This is a genomic window from Maritimimonas rapanae (assembly GCF_057837205.1).
Genome location: NZ_JBYQFI010000001.1, coordinates 1,482,451 through 1,501,913, shown reverse-complemented (window position 1 = coordinate 1,501,913; position 19,463 = coordinate 1,482,451). Strand labels below are relative to the sequence as shown.

Genomic DNA, 19,463 nt, shown 5'->3' with positions numbered 1-19,463 from the left:
TTACATCTTACTATCTATGTAATCAATGATATCTTTTTCCTTTTTTAAAGTAGATTGATAGATTTTTTGAGCTTTATTGATGATGGAATCCGCAAATTTTCTATCCTTTATATCTTTTGCGTTTATGCGAACATTAAAATAAGCACCCAATACGGCAGTTCGAGCACATAAAGCACCAACACCAGCATCAGATAATGAGCTTGGAAGCCCATCTTTAACCATAGCTTGCATAACTTCTATAGAATCATGAGCAGTCTGCATTACTTGAAAAGGTATTTCGGTTGCATATTTTGTGGCACTCTCGATAGCTTCTTTGCGTGCTTCTTTTTCTTTATCGTTTCCTTTAGGCATTCTAAATCCTTCAATAATTTTATTAAAGGCATTAGTATCCTCATCAACCAAGAATAATAATTTATCCTTGTATTGTTGTCCTTTTTCTGCCCATTTAGAGTAGAATTCCCATTTATCATCCCACCCTGGTTTATGAGCAGATAGATTTGCTACCATAGTACCTAATGAAACTCCTAAAGCTCCAACATAAGCTGATATAGATCCACCACCTGGAGCCATAGATTCACTAGCCGTTTCGTCAGCGAAAGCATCAAGCTTAAAATCGATTAACTTCTTAGAATCATCTTGTAATATATATTCTATGATTTTTTCTTCTGGATTAAAAGGCTTTAAATCATCTAAACCAAGAGATTTAATAGCAATTTTAATTTTTTCATTTTCTGCAATGCCTAATGACCTATCTTGCTTTGTTAAGAAATAGTCAGCTGCATCTAGCATAGCTTTTAATGGTACGAGGCCTACCAACTCAGAACCTGTTACTCTCAATCCTCTTTCTTGAGCAGCTTTGCAACTTTCGTCAAAAGCTTCATGCATAGATGTTATAGATATATTAGTTAGATTATATGATATTTGAGCAATACCATATTCTTCTATATACCAACCGATACCTTTTACTGCTTTTAATTTACCTGGAATTCTAACGGGTTCACCGTTTTTATCTAATACCTTCTTTCCTGTTACTGGATTACCTTCTCGTTTGATACGACCGGCCTCTCGTATGTCAAAAGCAATAGCATTTGCACGTCGTGTAGATGTAGTATTTAAATTTATATTATAGGCAATTAAAAAATCACGCGCAGAAATAGCCGTAGCTCCAGTTCTTGAAACAGTATCGTTAAACTCGGCTGGACCAAAATCTGGCTTCCAATCAGGATCAACTAATTTTTTTGGTAAACCTTCATATTCACCTGAACGACAATTAGCTAAATTTTTACGCTTATCTTCTTTTGCAGCATTCTCATAAAAATACCCTGGGATGCCTAATTCTTTACCTACACGTTCACCTAATTTATGAGCATACTTTGCAGTTTCTTCTAACGAGATACCAGAAATAGGAACTAATGGGCATACATCTGTAGCACCGAAACGAGGATGCTCACCAGAATGTTTACTCATATCAATTAGTTCAGAAGCTCGTTTTATCAATAAAAATGCAGCTTCGATTACAGGTTCGGGCTCACCAACAAATGTAATAACTGTTCTATTGGTAGCTTTACCAGGATCTATATCTAATAGTTTTACTCCTTCTACCGTTTCAACGATATGAGCTACTTCATTTATTTTTTCTTCATCATGTCCTTCACTTATGTTAGGAACACATTCTATAAGTTGCTTTTGCATTTTCGAAATTTAGGTTTTCAAATTTAAAATTGTTTTCTAAATGTTATCCCAAAAATCATTAAAAAAATATATAAAGAATAGTCATTTAAATTTTCTATTTTTGGCGCTTATTAAAATGAAATAAAAGGATGAGATTAGTTAAAATTTTTAGTGCTATTATTACAATAGCAATGTTGGCTTCTTGTAATAGTCAAAGTGTAACAAAAAAGTCATTAGATAACGAAATAGATTCAGTAAGCTATGCTATAGGGTTGGATATAGCAAGTAACTTAAAAAAAGGATTTGACGAGGTGGATCAAGATCTTTTATTACAAGGTATTAGAAATGGAATAGATTCTACTAATTTACTAATTGATTACGACAAAGTTGCAAATGTTGTTAGATCATATATGACCAAGAAACAAGTAGAACAACGTAAAAAGCAACAGGAAGAAGCCTTAGCAAAAGCTGAAAAAGAATTTGGAGAAGTGAAAGCTGCCGGCGCAAAATTCATAGAAAATAATAAATCTAAAGAAGGAGTAGAAACTACAGAAAGTGGTTTGCAGTATATTGTTATTAATGAAGGTACAGGAGAAAAACCTGTTGCAACTAATAAAGTAAAAGTACACTATCATGGTACTTTAATAGACGGAACAGTTTTTGATAGTTCTGTAGATAGAGGAAAGCCTCAAGAATTTTTTGCAAATCAAGTTATTAAAGGATGGTCTGAAGGATTGCAATTGATGTCTGTTGGTTCTAAGTATAAATTCTTTGTACCTCAAGAATTGGCTTATGGAGCTTTTCCTCATCAAGGTGGAAAAGTGAGACCATTTGATGCTCTAATATTTGAAGTTGAACTATTAGAAATTGTAAAATAGTAACATCTTCTTATAAAATATTAAAACCAGTAACTAATAATGTTACTGGTTTTTTGTTTTAACAATCTTAAGAAACTATTTTTCAATGAGTATAATTATATACTAAAACTAATTCTAGATTCGTTATTCTAGTAATTAAACTCGCTAAACATGGAAAATAATTTCGACCCTGAGAACGAAGATCTACGTTCTAAAAAAAAGAAAAGAAGAAAAAAACATTTTAGTCCTTACAAGAAAGATAAGTATACTGTTTCTAAGTTAAAAGAATATAAAAAATATCTAGATTATTTAGAAACTGTTAGAGCGCAAGGAAATTTAGATTTAGAATATTAATATTCTATTTTATCTTCTTTTTCTGACCATTTTTTAAAAGGCTCTAATGCGATGTCTCGTGCACATTGCTCAAAAGGAATACTGCGTTTTTCGTAAGGTAAGGGGATTTCTTTATAGATAAATTCATCATCAAAGCCTATATCAGCAGCGTCTTGTTGATTACTACCATAATATACTTTTTTAGGTCTTGCCCAATAAATAGCGCCTAAACACATGGGGCATGGTTCACATGAAGTATATATAATGCAATCGTCTAACTGAAAAGCCCCTAAATTTTCACAAGCATCTCTTATCGCTGTTACTTCAGCATGTGCAGTAGGGTCATTAGTTGAAGTAACCTTGTTATTACCACGACCAATAATTTCACCATCTTTTACTACAATACAACCGAAAGGACCACCTTCATTATTTTGCATTCCTTTTAGAGCAGCTTTTACAGCTTCACTCATAAATTCTTCATTACTAGTCATAATAAAAATTATTTAAGACTTCCTGTCATGTCTTCTGGCTTTACCCACTCATCATATTCTTCGGCAGATACATAACCTAATCGAATAGCTTCTTCTTTTAAAGTAGTTCCATTTTGATGTGCAGTATTAGCAATTTCAGCGGCTTTATAATACCCAATTTTTGTATTTAAAGCGGTAACCAACATTAAAGAATTGTTTAATAATTCTTTAATCTTTGAATGATTTGGTTCAATACCAGTAGCACAATTATTATTAAAAGACACACAAGCATCACCTATTAATCTTGCAGATTGCAGTAGATTAGCTGCCATCATAGGTTTAAATACATTTAACTCATAATGACCTTGAGTTCCACCAACAGTTACAGCAACATCATTTCCCATTACTTGTGCACAAACCATAGTTAAGGCTTCAGCCTGAGTAGGGTTTACTTTACCAGGCATAATAGAAGAACCTGGCTCATTAGCTGGAATAATCAATTCACCTATACCTGAACGTGGCCCAGAAGCCATCATTCTAATATCATTGGCTATCTTATTTAAAGAAACAGCTAATTGCTTTAATGCCCCATGAGATTCTACAATGGCATCATGTGCAGCTAATGCTTCAAATTTATTTTCAGCTGTCACAAAGGGCAGACCAGTAAATTCAGCAATATGTTTAGCCACTAAAACATCATATCCTTTAGGAGTATTTAATCCTGTTCCAACAGCAGTTCCGCCTAGGGCTAATTCAGATAAATGTGCTAATGTGTTTTTTAAGGCCTTAAGGCCATGGTCTAATTGAGATACATAACCAGAGAATTCTTGACCAACTGTTAATGGAGTAGCATCCATTAAATGTGTACGACCAATTTTTACTACATCTTTAAAATCTTTTGCTTTTTTATCTAGAGTATCTCTTAGCTTTTGAACCCCAGGAATAGTGGTCTCTGCAATCATCTTATAACATGCAATATGCATCCCGGTAGGGAACGTGTCATTTGATGATTGCGATTTATTTACATCATCATTGGGTTGTATAGTCTTTTCGCCTTCACCAATTTTTTTACCTGCAATTTCGTGAGCACGATTAGCTATAACCTCATTCACATTCATATTGCTTTGCGTACCAGAACCTGTTTGCCAAATAACTAAAGGAAATTGATCATCATGTTTCCCGTTAAGGATTTCATCACAAACCTGACCAATAAGATCGCGTTTATTTTCAGCTAAAATACCTAACTCACAATTTGTATATGCTGCTGCTTTTTTGAGATAAGCAAAACCATACACAACTTCTAAAGGCATTGATGCAGGAGCACCAATTCTAAAGTTATTACGTGATCTTTCGGTTTGGGCACCCCAGTATTTATCGGCAGGTACTTTTACCTCGCCCATAGTATCTTTTTCTATTCTGTAGTCCATCTGAAAGAATTGATTTTGTAGACAACAAAGTTACAAAATAGCTAGCGAAAGATTGTTGATTTTACTGAACGATTTGAAAAATTGCTATGGCGTAAACTGCAAAGCGAACAAAGCGAAACAATCCAAAAGTAATAACACCTTTTAGAGGATATTTAATCATGCCAGCAGCTATACAAGTAATAGAAAATGGTATGGGTAATAAAGCTCCGCTAAGGATTAAAAAGCCACCCCATCTTTTAGTATTCTTTAAATGCTTCGCCATTTTATTTTCAAGATAATCTTTAACAGATTTTATTTTTAGAATAGCTTTACCAATATAGTAAGATATTATGCCGCCTATATATGAAAGTGTTGCTAAAACAGCTAATGATAAAACAGGGCTATCTGTTTTTTTAGACCATGCAATAAAGATTTCAGGTGGTATTAGTCCTAAGAAAGATTCAGATAAAAAGAAAATAGTTAGAATACCATTTGCTGAATAGATTTCGGTAATTTTCTGAAGCCCATCATTAATGTTATAAATATAAGCATTGAATAGAACTATAATTACAATGATAACCGCTATAGGTAAAATAGCTTTTTTTAAACTATTGCCTATAAAACTATAAAAACCAGTATATGAATAATACTGGTGTAGTAGTTTAAACCTTGACTTTTTTTGAACTCTAGCGCCTTTTTTCATTTCTCAAAACAAGGGTGCAAAAATAAGAACTATTAAAGTTTATACAAACAAAGTTCTCTTAAGATTAACTTAATTTTTTTGAATTAACTACCAAACTCTTCTCCACCTTCATCAAAATCTTGACGTGAAGATCTTTGACGTTTTTTCTTTTGATTGAAGCGATATGTAAAAGATAGATTAAAACTACGTTCTCTCCATTGAAATTCACTTTCTCCAAAGAAAGTAGGTGCATCAATTTCTGAGATACGTTTTCTGGTATTAAAAAGATCACTCACATTAAATGCAATTGATGCCTTTTCTTTAAAAAGATCTTTGCTTAATGCCATGTTCATAGAGAATACACCTTGATTTTTGCTTTGGGCAGTTTCACTTGGTCCTCTATATACAGCTGTAGTTTGCCAGTCAACTTTACCAGGTAGTGTTAATTTATTACTTACACGTGCAAACCAACTTGTATTTTCTGCATCTAGACTTTCACCTAAAGAATTTTGTCCTTTGGTAATTGAATGAAATAAGTTAAAGCTCGCATTAGTTCTCCACTTTCTATTTGGGCTATAAGTTAGATTGAATTCAAAACCATATCTATCATTGGTGTCTAAATTTAAAGGTGTCCTTCGTATCACTGGAACATCTTGTCCATTAAACTCAACAGTTTCACCAGTTGGTTCAGATACAAAAGAGAATACATCACTTGAGTGTTGATAATAAATAGAAGTATTAAGCGTCACTTTACCAAATCTATTTAAATACCCTAAATCTATAGCATCAGAAAGAAAAGGGTCAAGATTAGGATTGCCTTGAAAAATACTTGTTGCACTTGATCTAGATGGAAAAGGGTTTATAAATCTAGACCGAGGTCTTCTTATTCTACGATTATAACCAAAAGTTAAACTTTCTTTTTCTGACAATTCATAACCCAAATTTACAGTAGGGAAGAAGTATGCGTACTCTTTTACCTGTCTGTCATTTGATGTAACTTGGTCAATAGTAATTCTTGTAGACTCTAAACGTAAACCAAAAAGCACCGAAAATTTGTTGAATTTAGTTCCGTACTGAGAATAAAGAGCATTGGTATATTCATTAAAGAGCAGCCTATTTGAGAGATTTGCATTTAGAACAGGTAAATTATTTATGATACTATCTACCCTATAATCAGTGTCTAATCTGTTAAAATTACCACGATAACCAAATTCTAACTGCGTTTTTTCACCAATAGGTAATACGTAATCCGTTTGTAATAAAATACGATCTTGTTTTTCGTCTGTACGTACTTTTTCGACATCAGTTCCATCCTGATTTATTAACGAATTTTCTTCTTCAGCACTTTCTTCGTATTGAAAATCTGCTGTAAAGCTGTGCCCATCAGTTTTAAATTTTTTATCATAGTTGAGAGAATATTGTACAGTTTTATCATCTTCTAGTTCTGGGTCTAAACGTATTGAATTAGTTTCTGCACCATTTTCATCTCTCTGAAAAATCAGGTTTGTAGTATTACTTTCATTATCGCTTTCGCGGAATAAAACTGAACCTGTTAATGAGGATGTTTTATTGATATACCATTCTACACCTACATTGGCATTTAAACCTTTCCTAACCCTATCAAAACTTCTATCTTCCTCGATAAAAGAGTTATTATTTCTAAAGTTTGTAGAAGTAAACGAATTACCTGGTACTTCTCTATAGCGATAGCCAGATGTAGTAAAAATGTTTATATCGCCTGTTCTGTAATTTAAATTACCTGAAACACCTGCTGATTTTGGATACCCAATGTTACTTGTAATTGCACCATTTAATCCTTGTAATTTGCTTCTTCTTAATATGATATTTAAAATTCCTGCTGTTCCTTCTGCATCATATCTTGCAGAAGGTGATGTAATTACTTCAACTTTTTCAATAGCGTCTGCAGGTAATTGGCGTAAAGCATCTGTTGAGCTTAAACCTACAAGTCCTGATGGTTTTCCGTCGATAAGAATACGAACATTATCATTCCCACGTAAAGCGACATTACCCTCAACATCTACAGAAACAGAAGGTACGTTATCCAATACATCGCTAGCAGTACCACCACGTACGGTTAAGTCTTTACCAACATTATATATCTTTTTATCAAGCCTAATTTCTACCGTTGTTTTTTCAGCAATAACTTCAACCTCGTCTAGAGCTTCACTATCTACTTCCAAGATGATAGTACCTAGATTGGTATTTTTTAAAATTCGTTGTTTAGCAAGTTTATAGCTTTTAAAGGAGATAAATTCTACAGAAATATCATACATCCCTTGATTTGCTTCAATTATAAAGTTTCCATCTTTGTCTGTTAAACCTCCAGTTACTTTTTTGCTTCTTACAGAAGTAAGTACTATTGTGGCATATTCGAGAGGTTGTTTGGTTTCTTTGTCAATTACTTTACCGGTTATTTCAACTTTTTTTGGCTCGAAATTTCGATTTTGAGGTCTTTGTGATAAAACTATTTGATAAGAACATAACAATGCTATTATCAGAATTAAATTGTTTTTCATTAGAATTATTTTGTCGAGAAAATTAATAACACTTTGACCGATCGAAATTACTTTGGTTTAATTTAGTTTTCGTTAAAAAAGTGTTAAAAGGATTCTGACTATTTAAAGCTGAAAATATAGCTCAAACCGATATTTAAAAATGAAGAATTTTCTAAATTTCTTTCAAACACAAGCGCATTGGGAAAATTAAAATTATACCCAATTTCGAACTGAAAATCATTCAATGCTATATTTACAGGGATTGATAATTGTGTATTTCTAAGAGCATAAGTTTCAAATTCATTTACTATTCTATCAATTATCGGTAGATCTGACACTAAATCATCAATTCTAGAGGTGTCTATATTTTCATTTCCTAAACTAAAAGACAATTGAGGATTTATAGATACTTGATGTTTTTTGCTTATTTTAAATAGATCAATGGCGCTATAAATTTCAAAATTATTTTGAACACCCTGTTCATCTCCAAAAAAATACGATACTCCAGCTGATACACCCAATAATTGATCATTAGTTTCAATACTAAAGGTGGCATCGAGGCTATTTTCAAAATCTCTAGACTCAGAATCTGTAAAAATATATCTGCTATAGCTTAAGTCGCAACTAAAATTATCATTCTTTCCAAAATCATTTGTATAACCAAGAGATGCAGTAGTTAAATCCCATTTTGGATTAAATTTATTATAAATGGCACCAGATAGACCTGCGTAAATACCACTATGATGTTGATATAAAATTTGGGGAGAAAGGCTAAACTGATCTATATTTAAATCTCTACCTAGAAAATAAGTTTTATTATTATATTCTAAAGACATATAAATTAAATGCTGCTTACTTAATTCATCTATATAGTCCAAGATATTTGTTTCATCTGCTATTAATTCATCTATAATAGCATCTACTTCAGCATCTAATTCCTCTTGAGTTTGGGCATAGGTGTTTAATACAATAGTAGTAAGGGTTAGAATTAAAAAAAACTTTTTCATATAGATTTAGGTGTAGGTAAAAAGTTCTTATTGATCTAAATTTTGTCTAATTAAATGTCTTAATCTACGCACCAATCTTCTTCTATCTCGTATTTTTTTGTCACTTATAAAATGTTGTAATCTAACCATCTGCTTTCTAGAAATTGTTTTTCTAAACTGCTTACGTTTAATTTTTAATAAATTTCTATTGGTTTTGAGATCAGAAAGCTGCTTAGTAGATAGAGATTTTCTCAACATCTTAGTCCTGTCAGCTTGCGACAAGTTCTTATTAGCTAAAATTCTTTTCTGTTCAACAGAAAGATTATTCTTAATACTTTCTCTTATTTGTCTCTTAAGCAATAATTGCTCTTTTAAAATTCTCTTTTGTTCTTGAGTGAGTGAAAGCGAATTTAACTGAATGTCATAATCTTCATTTTCTTGAGAAACAGAAAACGGAATAGATATAACAGATAGAATAGCTATCAAAAAGAGTTTTTTATAAAACGCCATTTCTAATTCATTTTTAGTTTATTAGACTACTAAACTTTAAAAAGGTTTAAAACTATTAATAAGTTGAATTAAAAAATAAGAAAATATATATACAAAGTAAAAAATATATTTTATTTTTGACCTAAATTTAAATGCTTCTAGTTTTATTATGGAATTTCAACATTTTGTAGGTTTTTTAATTTTTCTTACCGTTTTTACAATGGGTTTTTGGATGATGATATTTTTATTAACATTTGTAATTCCTTATTGGATTATAGGTTATTTAAGAGAAGAATTTAAATTAAAGCGCGAAGCTAAAAAGAAGAATAATTAGGTTTTAGATTAATGTTTATATAAAAAAAAAGGATGGTTTTTTCCATCCTTTTTTGTTGCTTATAATTTTTTATCTTGTTTGTCTTCTAAGTCATCTTTACTAATTTCCCTACTTCTGTCTTTAGAACTTCTTCTTTTTTGGTTGAATCTATAAGTAAAAGTTAACTGATACTGATTTTCATAACGAACATCTCTTAAAGTTAGAGTATTAGCTTCTAAAGACTCATATTTAAACTTTTTTGAACTAAAAATATCATTGATTCTGAATGTTAATGAAGCTTTCTTTTTAAATAAATCTTTACTAACCGTTAGATTTGAAAAATTAATAGTTCTCAATTCTGTTAAACCATTTTTTATTGGTGATTGATAAACATGTTGGGCATTAATTTTTAGTCCGTTATTAAATGTAACAAAAGCAGTACCACTAGCATACCAAGTTGTGTTTGTTAAATTATAAGCCGGGTCAATTGCATTGGTTGTTTTTTGTCTATACGGGCTTGCATACGCATTTAACCTAAAGTTTTTAGAAAATCGATAGGTAAGGTCTAAGTCGATACCTAAAATATTTTTATCACCACTATTTATAGGAATTCTTCTAAAAATATCCTGCCCATCTGATGTTTGTTGACCAGTATTTTCAATAACCGATAAAAAATGATCATACGAGTTATTTAAGAAAAATGATGAAGTTAATGTTAATTTATCAAAGCTTTTATCAAATAGAACTTCAAAATAATCAGAATAAAAAGGATTCAGATTTTGATTACCTACTGTTTGAAAGCGTTCGTCTGTATATCTAATAAATGGATTAATCTGAGCAACAGTTGGTCGGTCTATAGACCTAGAATAGTTTATTGATAAGTAAGTGTTATCATTTAATTCATAGCCAATAGTAGCAGAAGGAAATAAATCTGTATAATTTTTTGTTAACTGAACCCCAGAATTTAGTTGTCCAATAATCACATCAGAAATTTCGGTTCTTAACCCTATCGAATATGAAAATTTGTTATGGGTTGCATTATACATACCGTAAAAAGCATGAACTTTTTCATCATAATTAATGATGTCATCAAGATTACCAATGGTTACAAAATCATTGATGACATTATCAAATTGAGAGACATTAAAGTCGTTTTCATAAAAGCGAAATGTTCCTTTATAACCTAACTCTAAATTTTGATTTTCATTAAATGGTAATGAATAATCTAATTGCGCTAAAAAATTATCTAACTTTTGATCTTTATCAGATTTTTGAAAAACTGTATTCCCAATTGTTGCTACTTCATTTATAGTAGCCTTATTATCAGAGTCTGTATTTTCGTACTTAAAGTCAACAGAAAGATTATGACCTTTTTCATTAAATTCTATTTTGTAACCAATAGAAGCTTCAATTCTTGAGCTATCATCGTCGTCGTTTACTTTTCTTGTAAAATCAGATTCATTAAGGTTAGATCTAAAATTTTTATTGTTGGCATTAATCAAAAAAGAGGCAGAAAGTATGTTTTTGTCATTTAAGTAAAAATCACTACCTAGATTAAACAATAAACTATTACGTTTTTCTTTATCAATTCTATTTTCATCAAAACTCAAAGTTGGTTGGTAAATGTTTGTAAACTTGTTACGATCTTGATTATTAAAACTAATTGTAGAGTAGAGATTCATATTATCCGTATCCTCATTAATAAATGTTGAAAAACCATGATTATCGGGGATGCCTGTATGGACTTCTAGAGAACCATTCAAACCTATTCCCTGTCTTTTTTTGGTAATAATATTTAGAATTGCACCACCACTGCCTTCAGCGCTGTATTTAGCAGACCTAGTAATAATTTCAACTCTATCAATACTACTTGATGGAATTGCTTTTAATATGTCTGAGTTATTGTCTAAACCAAATTGAGGTTTACCATCTACAAGTATTGTTGCGCTACCACTTCTAGCTAAAATATTTCCATCATCATCTACTCTAACTGATGGCGTATTGTTTAAAACATCTATAGCATTACCACCAATATTTGCAATATCTGCAGATGCATTGTATATTTTTTTATTGAATTTTGTTTTTAATAATCTTTTTTCTGCAACAATTTCAACTTCTTTGAGAGTATTATCCGGTACAAGACTTACTACGCCAAGACTAAAATTATCAATAAAATTTTTAGACAATTTATAAGTTTCAAAAGATAAGAATTGAATTTTCAATGTATAATTTCCAGTCTTTGTGTTAAGTTTAAACCTTCCATTTTTATTAGTAGATGTACCAGCTATAATGCTATCATTCTTAGAATGGATGGTTATAGTTGCGTACTCAATAGGCTCATTAGTTTCTGTGTCTATTACCTTACCTGAAATAATTATCTCTTTAGCCGTAGTACTTTGACCAAAAGATGAAAACTTTACAAGAAAAAGAAAAGCAATAAGCAGGAAGTACTTTTTCATACAATTTGGCGTATAAAAAACAAAAGTATCACTAATCATTGGATAAAAAAATAGTGGTTTTTGGTGAGTTTGATACCTAAAAACCACTAGTTTTTTATAATAATTCTTTAATATTTTCAGGTGGTCTTCCTAAAACAGCTTTACCACCTTTAATAACTATAGGTCTTTCAATTAATTTCGGATTATTACTCATAGCTTTTAGAATTTCATCGTCGGTCAGTTCTTTTCCTTTAAAATTTTCTTTCCAAATTTTTTCATTCTTACGAATTAATTGAATAGGTTTTAGGCCTAGCATTTTTAATATTTCTTTTAATTCATTTACAGAAGGAGGAATTTCTAAATAATTTACAATTTCGAAATCTTGATTAGACTCTTCTAGTATGCAAAGACCTTCGCGACTTTTACTACATCTACTATTATGATAAATTTTCATCTATTTTCATTTTTGAAATGCAAATATAACTAAGCCTTTTTAAAATCTATTTAGATAGTTATCTTTGACAGCCTATGATTTTAACAGATACGCATACCCATCTATATTCAGAGCAATTTGATAATGATAGAGCAGAAATGATGCAAAGAGCTTTTGATGCTGGTATTTCTCGTTTTTTTATTCCAGCAATTGATTCTACCTATTCAGATGCTATGTTCGATCTTGAAAAGAATTATCCAGAAAATGTTTTTTTAATGATGGGCCTGCATCCAACATCTGTTAAAGAAAACTACAAAGATGAACTGAACTTTGTTAGAGAATGGTTTGATAAACGAAATTTTTATGCTGTAGGAGAAATTGGGATCGATCTGTATTGGGATAAATCTTTTTTAAAACAACAGCAAGATGCTTTTAAAACTCAAATAGGTTGGGCTAAAGAAAAAGATTTGCCAATAGTAATTCATTGTCGTGAATCTTTCGATGAAATATTTGAAGTTCTAGAAGGTGAAAAGGATGAAAAATTGCATGGCATTTTTCACTGTTTTACAGGAACCTTAGAACAAGCCCATAGAGCATTATCTTTTAATATGAAATTAGGGATAGGTGGAGTAGTTACATTTAAAAATGGTGGAATCGATAAATTTCTGAATGAAATTCCTCTAGAAAATATTGTTTTAGAAACAGATTCGCCTTATTTAGCACCTGCACCTTTCCGCGGAAAGCGAAATGAAAGTAGTTATATTGTTAATGTTTTGGATAAATTGGTAGATATTTATAATTTAACTCCTCAAGAAATAGCTGAAATTACTACACAAAATTCTAAAGATGTTTTTCGATTTTGATAGTGTAACATATTATAAAACACCAATTGGTATTGCCAGAATTATTGGTGATGAAGATGGAATTTCATCAATTTCTGTATTAGATGGCGAGCAAGAAACTACAGATGTAATACCAGAACCTTTACAAGAATGTGTTAGACAATTGGATGAATATTTTAAAAAAGAACGAACGTCTTTTAGTTTAAAATTAAATCCTCAGGGTACAGATTTTCAGAAGAGTGTATGGAATGAATTACAACAAATACCTTATGGCGAAAAGCGATCTTATATGAAGCAAGCTGAAAAAATGGGAGATGTAAAAGCCATTAGGGCTGTTGCTAATGCTAATGCTAAAAACCCGCTATGGATAGTGGTACCTTGTCATCGAATTATTGGTAGTGATGGCTCTTTAACAGGCTATGCTGGTGGTCTTTGGCGTAAACGTTGGTTATTAGAACATGAAAATCCACCTTCTCAACAATCGTTATTCTAAACTTTCTTTTTGAACTAGAACACTACTCAACGTAATTTTTAATTTATTTTTACTTTCAAAACATTGTGTATTTTGATGAAGAAAGTTATTTGTCTTTTTTTTCTATTGCTAGGATTTTCTTCTCTTGCACAAAATACCTCTAAAAACTATAGAGTAAAAACAATACAAGTTGTAAATGATACTATTAAGGTTGATTCTGTGAGTATCAATCCTTATAACTTTAAAGTTTTTAATAGTAATAAGGTGTTGATTGATAGCACCAATTATTCAATCGATTTTACAAAAGCTGTACTTATATTAAACCATAATAAGTATCCCAAAATTACGATTGAGTATTATGCATTGCCAGAATTTTTAACGAAAACATATAGTGTTTTTGACAAAAGTATTATTGTACCGAAACGAACAAATACTTCTAGATTATATAGTGCAAAACCTAAAAAGAAGAATAATCTATTTAAACCTTTTGATGGATTAAATACAAGTGGAAGTATTTCTAGAGGATTTACTATTGGTAATAATCAAGATGCTGTTTTAAATTCTAATCTAGATCTACAGATTTCAGGATATTTATCAGATAAAGTTCAGTTAAGAGCTTCTATAACTGATACTAATATTCCTCTACAAGAAGGTGGTTATACGCAACGGTTGAATGAGTTCGATCGTGTATTTATTGAATTATTTAGCAATAATTGGTCTGTAAAAGCAGGTGATGTTAATTTACAAAATACCACAAGTAATTTTCTTAGGTTTAATAAAAAAGTGGCAGGTATAGAGGTAAATGCTACATTAAATCAAAATGATAGTAAAACCACAATCCATGGTTCAGGAGCCATTGTAAGAGGGCAATTTGCGCGTAACTCTATAGTAGCGCAAGAAGCAAATCAGGGGCCATATAGAATAACAGGCAACAATTCTGAACAATTATTACTACTAATTTCTGGGAGTGAAACGGTATATGTTAATGGCACACCATTACGTAGAGGTGAAAATTATGATTATATAATTAATTATAATACTGCCGAGCTTACTTTTAACCCCACTTTTCCTATAAATGCTAACATGCGAATTATTGTTGAATATCAATTTGCTGATCGCAATTATACACGTTTTGTTACATATAATGGTGCTCAATATGAGTCTGATAAATTCAAGCTAGGATTTAATTTTTACAATGAGAATGATGCTAAAAATCAAACCAATCAACAGGAACTTACAGATATTCAGCGTCAGATTTTAGCAGATGCGGGTGATGATCTCTCTCAAATGGTCGTACCTTCTGCTATTCCACAAGCATTCTCTGAAAATACTATTCTGTATAAAAAAGAACTCGACAACGGTGTTGAAATCTTAGTGTTTTCAAACAATGAAAACGATGAGTTGTTTAGTGTTCGTTTTAGTTTTGTGGGAGCAAGCCAAGGAAATTATCGAATTCAAAGCACAGTAGCTACAGGTCGAATTTATGAATATATTGCACCAATAAATGGGGTTTTACAAGGTGATTATGAGCCTGTTGTACAATTAATTGCACCAGATAAGTTACAGATTGCAACGCTTAATGCGGAATATAATCCTTCAGAGAAAACTCAAATCATTACTGAACTTGCTTACAGCAATAATGATAAAAATTTGTTTTCTTCTATAGATGACAGTGATAATACTGGTTTTGCAGGCAAATTACAATGGAACCAATTACTTATTAATAAACCTTGGAAACTAATAACAAATGCAACTGCAGAGTTTATTAATCAAGATTTTAGGACTATAGAACGATTCAGAACTATTGAATTTAATCGTGATTGGGATTTAATAAATCCGCTTGGTAATCAACAATTTATTACTGGTGGTTTGTCTTATCAAAAAGATTCAATAGGATTTGTAAACTATACATTTGAAAACCTCCGCTTTAGCGAAAATTTTAATGGTACAAAACATAATTTTTCAAGTAATCTAAACCTTAACAAAACACAAGTAGATGCAAAAGGTAGCTTCTTAAGCAATGATAATAATATAACTGAAACACAATTTTTAAGGTGGTATTCATCTATAAAACAACATCTTAAAAAGAGTTGGGTAGGGGCAAAGTTTAATACAGAAGATAATGATAGAAGAACTTCGATTACTAATATTCCTTCTGTTTTTAATCATAAGTTTGTCGAATACGAAGCTTTCGCAGGAGTTGGAGACACAGCTAAAGTACATGCTGAGTTCGGTTATAATTACAGAACTACAGATAGTGTTAGAGTAGACAGATGGCAGCGTATTAATAAGACGAACACTTATTTTTTGCGTTCTAAATTAATTCAATCTAAAAATGCAGATCTTAATGTTTTTGCCAGTTATAGAACTGTAGATAATGTTAATGCAGCTGACGAAGAAACTTTAAATTCTCGTCTTATATACCGCCAACAATTATTTAATAATGGTATTTCTTTAAATACCGTTTACGAAACTAACTCAGGTACTTTACCACAACAAGAATTTAATTATGTAGAAGTTGAGCCAGGACAAGGTTTTTATAGATGGATAGACTACAACGATAACGCAATTCAAGAATTAGATGAATTTGAAATTGCTCAATTTCTCGATGAAGCAATTTATGTACGTGTTGCATTGCCAACCACACAATTTATTAAGACACATCAAAATAAATTTAGCCAGGCATTAACACTAAATGGAGCGCAATGGAGAAGTGAAAAAGGCTTTAAAAAGTTCTTATCACATTTTGTTAATCAGTCTTTTGTGCTAATTGATAGCAAAAAGGAGAGAAATGGTAGTTCATTTAATTTAAATCCTTTTGATATTGATAATTCTTTATCATTAATAATGAATTTAAAGAACAGTTTGTATTTTAATAGAGGTAAGCAGTATTACTCCACTATTTATACTTATTTAGATACACGTAATAAAACAGCTTTTTCATTCGGAACGCAAGAAAATATCTTAAGATCTCATCAGCTACAATTTATTCATAAAATTGGCAAGTTTTGGCTCTTAGACATTAAAGGAATTAGAACTGAAAATGAAAGTACTTCTAATAGTTTTGCTAATAGAAACTTCTTATTAGAGAACTATACATTAAACCCTAAAATATCCTACGTGTATAGCAAGAATTCTCGTTTCGAAGTCTTTTATAATTTTAAAGATAAACAGAATCAATTTGGTGATATGGAAGCCTTAAAAAGCCAAAATATCGGCGCTAATTTGTTTTTAGCTAATAAACAAAAACTGTCTTTAAACGCAAATGCTAATGTATTTTTTAATGATTTTAATGGAAACCAAAATTCACCAGTGGCATTCCAGATGTTAGAAGGATTACAGTCAGGTACCAATTATACTTGGGGTTTAAATTTTCAGAAGAAAATCACATCGTATTTAGATATTAATTTAAGTTATTTAGGTAGAAAATCACCTACTTCTAAAGCAATTCATACAGGAACTATACAATTAAGAGCATCTTTTTAGAATTTATAATTTAGGTGAAGTATACGAAGAAAGAAAACTTTCCATTTAAAATTGATTTAGAATTTTTTTCTCTTTGATATTCCACAACTTAGCTTATTATTGCAAAAATTTGATTGAATTTTAAAGCAACGGCATAATACTTGTTGCATCTTAGCCATGTAAAACTCAAAATTTCAACCCTATGAGAAAAGCAATTTTAATTGTTATAGTATTATTTATTTCTTACACAGCATTTTCGCAAGAGCAAGATGAACAAAAGCAGGCATATGAAAATATGTCGAACAATGAGTTAAAAGTGAATATGACAAATCTGATAATTTTTAAGTTTGTAGATTTTACTTACGAGCGCATTTTAAATGAAGAATCATCTATAGGTGCCAGCTTACTTTTTAATGTAGATCAAGATGATGATTTAGATTTAGAAGAGTATAGAACATTTTCATTTACACCATATTACCGTCATTTTTTTAGTAGAAAATATGCAAAAGGTTTTTTTGTAGAAGCTTTTGGTATGTTACATTCTGGCGAAGATGAGTTAGATATAATAATAAATTCGACTGTTGGTCAAGTGGAAATTAATAAGTATACAGATTTTGCATTGGGTATTTCTGCTGGTGGTAAGTTTGTTACAAAAAGAGGTTTTGTTGCTGAGATCTATTTAGGCATAGGTAGAGATTTATTAGGTAATAGCGATATAGAAGTAGTAGGTAGAGGAGGTATTTCTTTAGGATATAGATTTTAAAACTTCTATTTATATAAATTAATAAACCCTAAGTCTAGAGCTTAGGGTTTTTATTTGTCTTGATTCTTAACGTATTTTCGGCTAACTTCGCTTATCATCTGAGATAAATAAAATGATAGGCATTATTAAACATAATAAAATATTGATTTCCTTAATTGCACTTGTAACAATTGGGGTGTTAGTTTTTAATGTACTCCACTATTCTAACAGCTATGGAATAGTGGAAATCGACAATATAAACTCGTTATTTTTAGTACCTTTTATTCTTTTAGTTTGTTGGTTCGGAATGTCTTTAGGCTCTACAAAAAATTTGGATAGAATAGAAGAGGCTTATCAAAATCAGCTTACTGACCGGGAACATCAAGTTCTTAAACTTATCATTTTGGGCAAAAAAAACCAAGAAATCGCAGACGAGCTCTTTGTTGATATTTCAACCATAAAAAGTCATATCAATAATATTTATAAAAAGACTGGACTTAAAAATCGAAAAGAATTAAGATTTTACTTTGAACAAGCATTAGAAAAGGTTGGAGAAAAATAAACCCACCCTTTTTTCCAACCCTTAAAAATTGGTGTTACCTCAGAAGTCATTGAAATTTGTAGAAACTTAAAACACTAAAGAAATGACAAAATTAATGACACCTATTATTTACGGATTCGTTATCGCACTTGCAGGGACTGTACTAATGCTTTCACTTATTGAGTTTAAATTACTTGGTCCCGAAGCTATAGTATTAGAAACAGAAATGACTGGAGGGACAATTCTTTTTCTGATGCTTTACTTATTTTTGCTTATTGGAATATACTTCACTATTAAGAAAAGAAAAGGTGCCTTGGGGCAACAACTGTCTTTTAAAGAAGCTGTTTTTCAAGGAGTAACTGTAAGTCTAACGACTGCAATATTTAGTATTGTATTTACAATAGCTTTTTACGAATTACTTTACCCGACCTATGTTAATGAGACCATTGAAGCCTTGCAAGTAAAAATGGAGAGTATAGGTGTACCAGTTGATAAGCTCAATGATAAACTTGAGGAAAAGAGAGTATATTATAGTACAACTACGCAAAGCATGTTTTCGTTTATTGGAAACCTAATAACGGGAGTGGCATTTACATTGTTGTTAAGTTTTTTTCTTAAATCAAATACCAAAAAATGAATTACATTCTCGAAAAACAAGACAACGTATATATACAATGATAAAAATGTTAGTGAAGAAATAAAATAATACTTCCCGGTTTTTAGCAAAGATATATCTTAAAACACATAAAGATTTAAGTAACTCAATGAAGAACTAAAAGAGTAAATAGTTAATGGTTTGTCGAATAG

18 protein-coding genes are annotated in these 19,463 nt (G+C 30.9%); 9 read left to right on the top strand and 9 right to left on the bottom strand.

All coding sequences use genetic code 11. The features are described from left to right. Complete coding sequence (gene ftcD, locus AC3IF2_RS07150) at positions 1-1,692, bottom strand: glutamate formimidoyltransferase (RefSeq protein ID WP_489166389.1); 1,692 nt, start codon at positions 1,690-1,692, stop codon at positions 1-3. 128 nt (positions 1,693-1,820) lie between these two features. Between ftcD and bamJ the strand changes: the two genes are divergently transcribed. Both bamJ and AC3IF2_RS07140 read left to right on the top strand, forming a co-directional pair. Further along, positions 1,821-2,549, top strand: a complete 729-nt coding sequence (gene bamJ, locus AC3IF2_RS07145) for a BamJ family beta-barrel-assembly machinery protein (RefSeq protein ID WP_489166388.1) — start codon at positions 1,821-1,823, stop codon at positions 2,547-2,549. Between the two features lie 150 nt (positions 2,550-2,699). After that, a complete protein-coding gene (locus AC3IF2_RS07140) occupies positions 2,700-2,882 on the top strand; it encodes a hypothetical protein (protein WP_489166387.1) in 183 nt (60 codons plus the stop codon). Here the strand turns inward: AC3IF2_RS07140 and AC3IF2_RS07135 are convergent. From AC3IF2_RS07135 to AC3IF2_RS07110, 6 genes are all read right to left on the bottom strand, one after another. Continuing rightward, on the bottom strand, positions 2,879-3,352 hold the full coding sequence (locus tag AC3IF2_RS07135; protein ID WP_489166385.1) for a nucleoside deaminase: 474 nt from the start codon (positions 3,350-3,352) through the stop codon (positions 2,879-2,881). The genes AC3IF2_RS07140 and AC3IF2_RS07135 overlap by 4 nt on opposite strands. Positions 3,353-3,360: 8 nt before the next feature. Then, positions 3,361-4,758 carry a class II fumarate hydratase gene (fumC, locus tag AC3IF2_RS07130; RefSeq protein WP_489166383.1) on the bottom strand — a complete coding sequence of 466 codons (1,398 nt, stop codon included), beginning with the start codon at positions 4,756-4,758 and terminating at the stop codon, positions 3,361-3,363. Between the two features lie 61 nt (positions 4,759-4,819). Beyond that, complete coding sequence (locus tag AC3IF2_RS07125) at positions 4,820-5,440, bottom strand: YqaA family protein (RefSeq protein ID WP_489166382.1); 621 nt, start codon at positions 5,438-5,440, stop codon at positions 4,820-4,822. 83 nt (positions 5,441-5,523) lie between these two features. Further along, positions 5,524-7,956, bottom strand: coding sequence for a TonB-dependent receptor (locus AC3IF2_RS07120; protein WP_489166381.1), 2,433 nt, complete (start codon positions 7,954-7,956; stop codon positions 5,524-5,526). A gap of 98 nt (positions 7,957-8,054) precedes the next feature. Beyond that, on the bottom strand, positions 8,055-8,942 hold the full coding sequence (locus tag AC3IF2_RS07115; protein ID WP_489166379.1) for a hypothetical protein: 888 nt from the start codon (positions 8,940-8,942) through the stop codon (positions 8,055-8,057). 27 nt (positions 8,943-8,969) lie between these two features. After that, positions 8,970-9,431, bottom strand: coding sequence for a hypothetical protein (locus tag AC3IF2_RS07110; RefSeq protein WP_489166378.1), 462 nt, complete (start codon positions 9,429-9,431; stop codon positions 8,970-8,972). 148 nt (positions 9,432-9,579) lie between these two features. On the opposite strand from AC3IF2_RS07110, the gene AC3IF2_RS07105 reads away from it, so the two are divergent. Further along, a complete protein-coding gene (locus tag AC3IF2_RS07105; RefSeq protein ID WP_489166377.1) occupies positions 9,580-9,744 on the top strand; it encodes a hypothetical protein in 165 nt (54 codons plus the stop codon). Between the two features lie 59 nt (positions 9,745-9,803). On the opposite strand, the gene AC3IF2_RS07100 is transcribed toward AC3IF2_RS07105, so the two are convergent. Both AC3IF2_RS07100 and arsC read right to left on the bottom strand, forming a co-directional pair. Next, positions 9,804-12,182: a TonB-dependent receptor gene (locus AC3IF2_RS07100; RefSeq protein ID WP_489166375.1), complete on the bottom strand. Its 2,379-nt coding sequence runs from the start codon at positions 12,180-12,182 to the stop codon at positions 9,804-9,806. A 94-nt stretch (positions 12,183-12,276) separates the two neighbouring features. Next, positions 12,277-12,615, bottom strand: coding sequence for an arsenate reductase (glutaredoxin) (gene arsC / locus AC3IF2_RS07095; protein ID WP_489166374.1), 339 nt, complete (start codon positions 12,613-12,615; stop codon positions 12,277-12,279). A gap of 74 nt (positions 12,616-12,689) precedes the next feature. On the opposite strand from arsC, the gene AC3IF2_RS07090 reads away from it, so the two are divergent. From AC3IF2_RS07090 to AC3IF2_RS07065, 6 genes are all read left to right on the top strand, one after another. Then, positions 12,690-13,457: a TatD family hydrolase gene (locus AC3IF2_RS07090; protein ID WP_489166373.1), complete on the top strand. Its 768-nt coding sequence runs from the start codon at positions 12,690-12,692 to the stop codon at positions 13,455-13,457. Next, positions 13,441-13,929 (top strand): methylated-DNA--[protein]-cysteine S-methyltransferase, encoded by a 489-nt coding sequence (locus AC3IF2_RS07085; protein WP_489166372.1) that lies wholly within the window; start codon positions 13,441-13,443, stop codon positions 13,927-13,929. The genes AC3IF2_RS07090 and AC3IF2_RS07085 overlap by 17 nt, the downstream gene beginning before the upstream one ends. Positions 13,930-14,004: 75 nt before the next feature. Further along, the gene (locus AC3IF2_RS07080; protein ID WP_489166371.1) at positions 14,005-17,394 is read left to right on the top strand and encodes a DUF8818 domain-containing protein; all 3,390 of its coding nucleotides are present in this window, start codon (positions 14,005-14,007) and stop codon (positions 17,392-17,394) included. Positions 17,395-17,575: 181 nt separating this feature from the next. After that, a complete protein-coding gene (locus tag AC3IF2_RS07075; RefSeq protein ID WP_489166370.1) occupies positions 17,576-18,136 on the top strand; it encodes a DUF3575 domain-containing protein in 561 nt (186 codons plus the stop codon). A 112-nt stretch (positions 18,137-18,248) separates the two neighbouring features. Beyond that, positions 18,249-18,677 carry a response regulator transcription factor gene (locus AC3IF2_RS07070; RefSeq protein WP_489166369.1) on the top strand — a complete coding sequence of 143 codons (429 nt, stop codon included), beginning with the start codon at positions 18,249-18,251 and terminating at the stop codon, positions 18,675-18,677. An 82-nt stretch (positions 18,678-18,759) separates the two neighbouring features. Next, complete coding sequence (locus tag AC3IF2_RS07065; RefSeq protein ID WP_489166368.1) at positions 18,760-19,293, top strand: DUF4199 domain-containing protein; 534 nt, start codon at positions 18,760-18,762, stop codon at positions 19,291-19,293. The last annotated feature ends 170 nt before the right edge of the window (positions 19,294-19,463 follow it).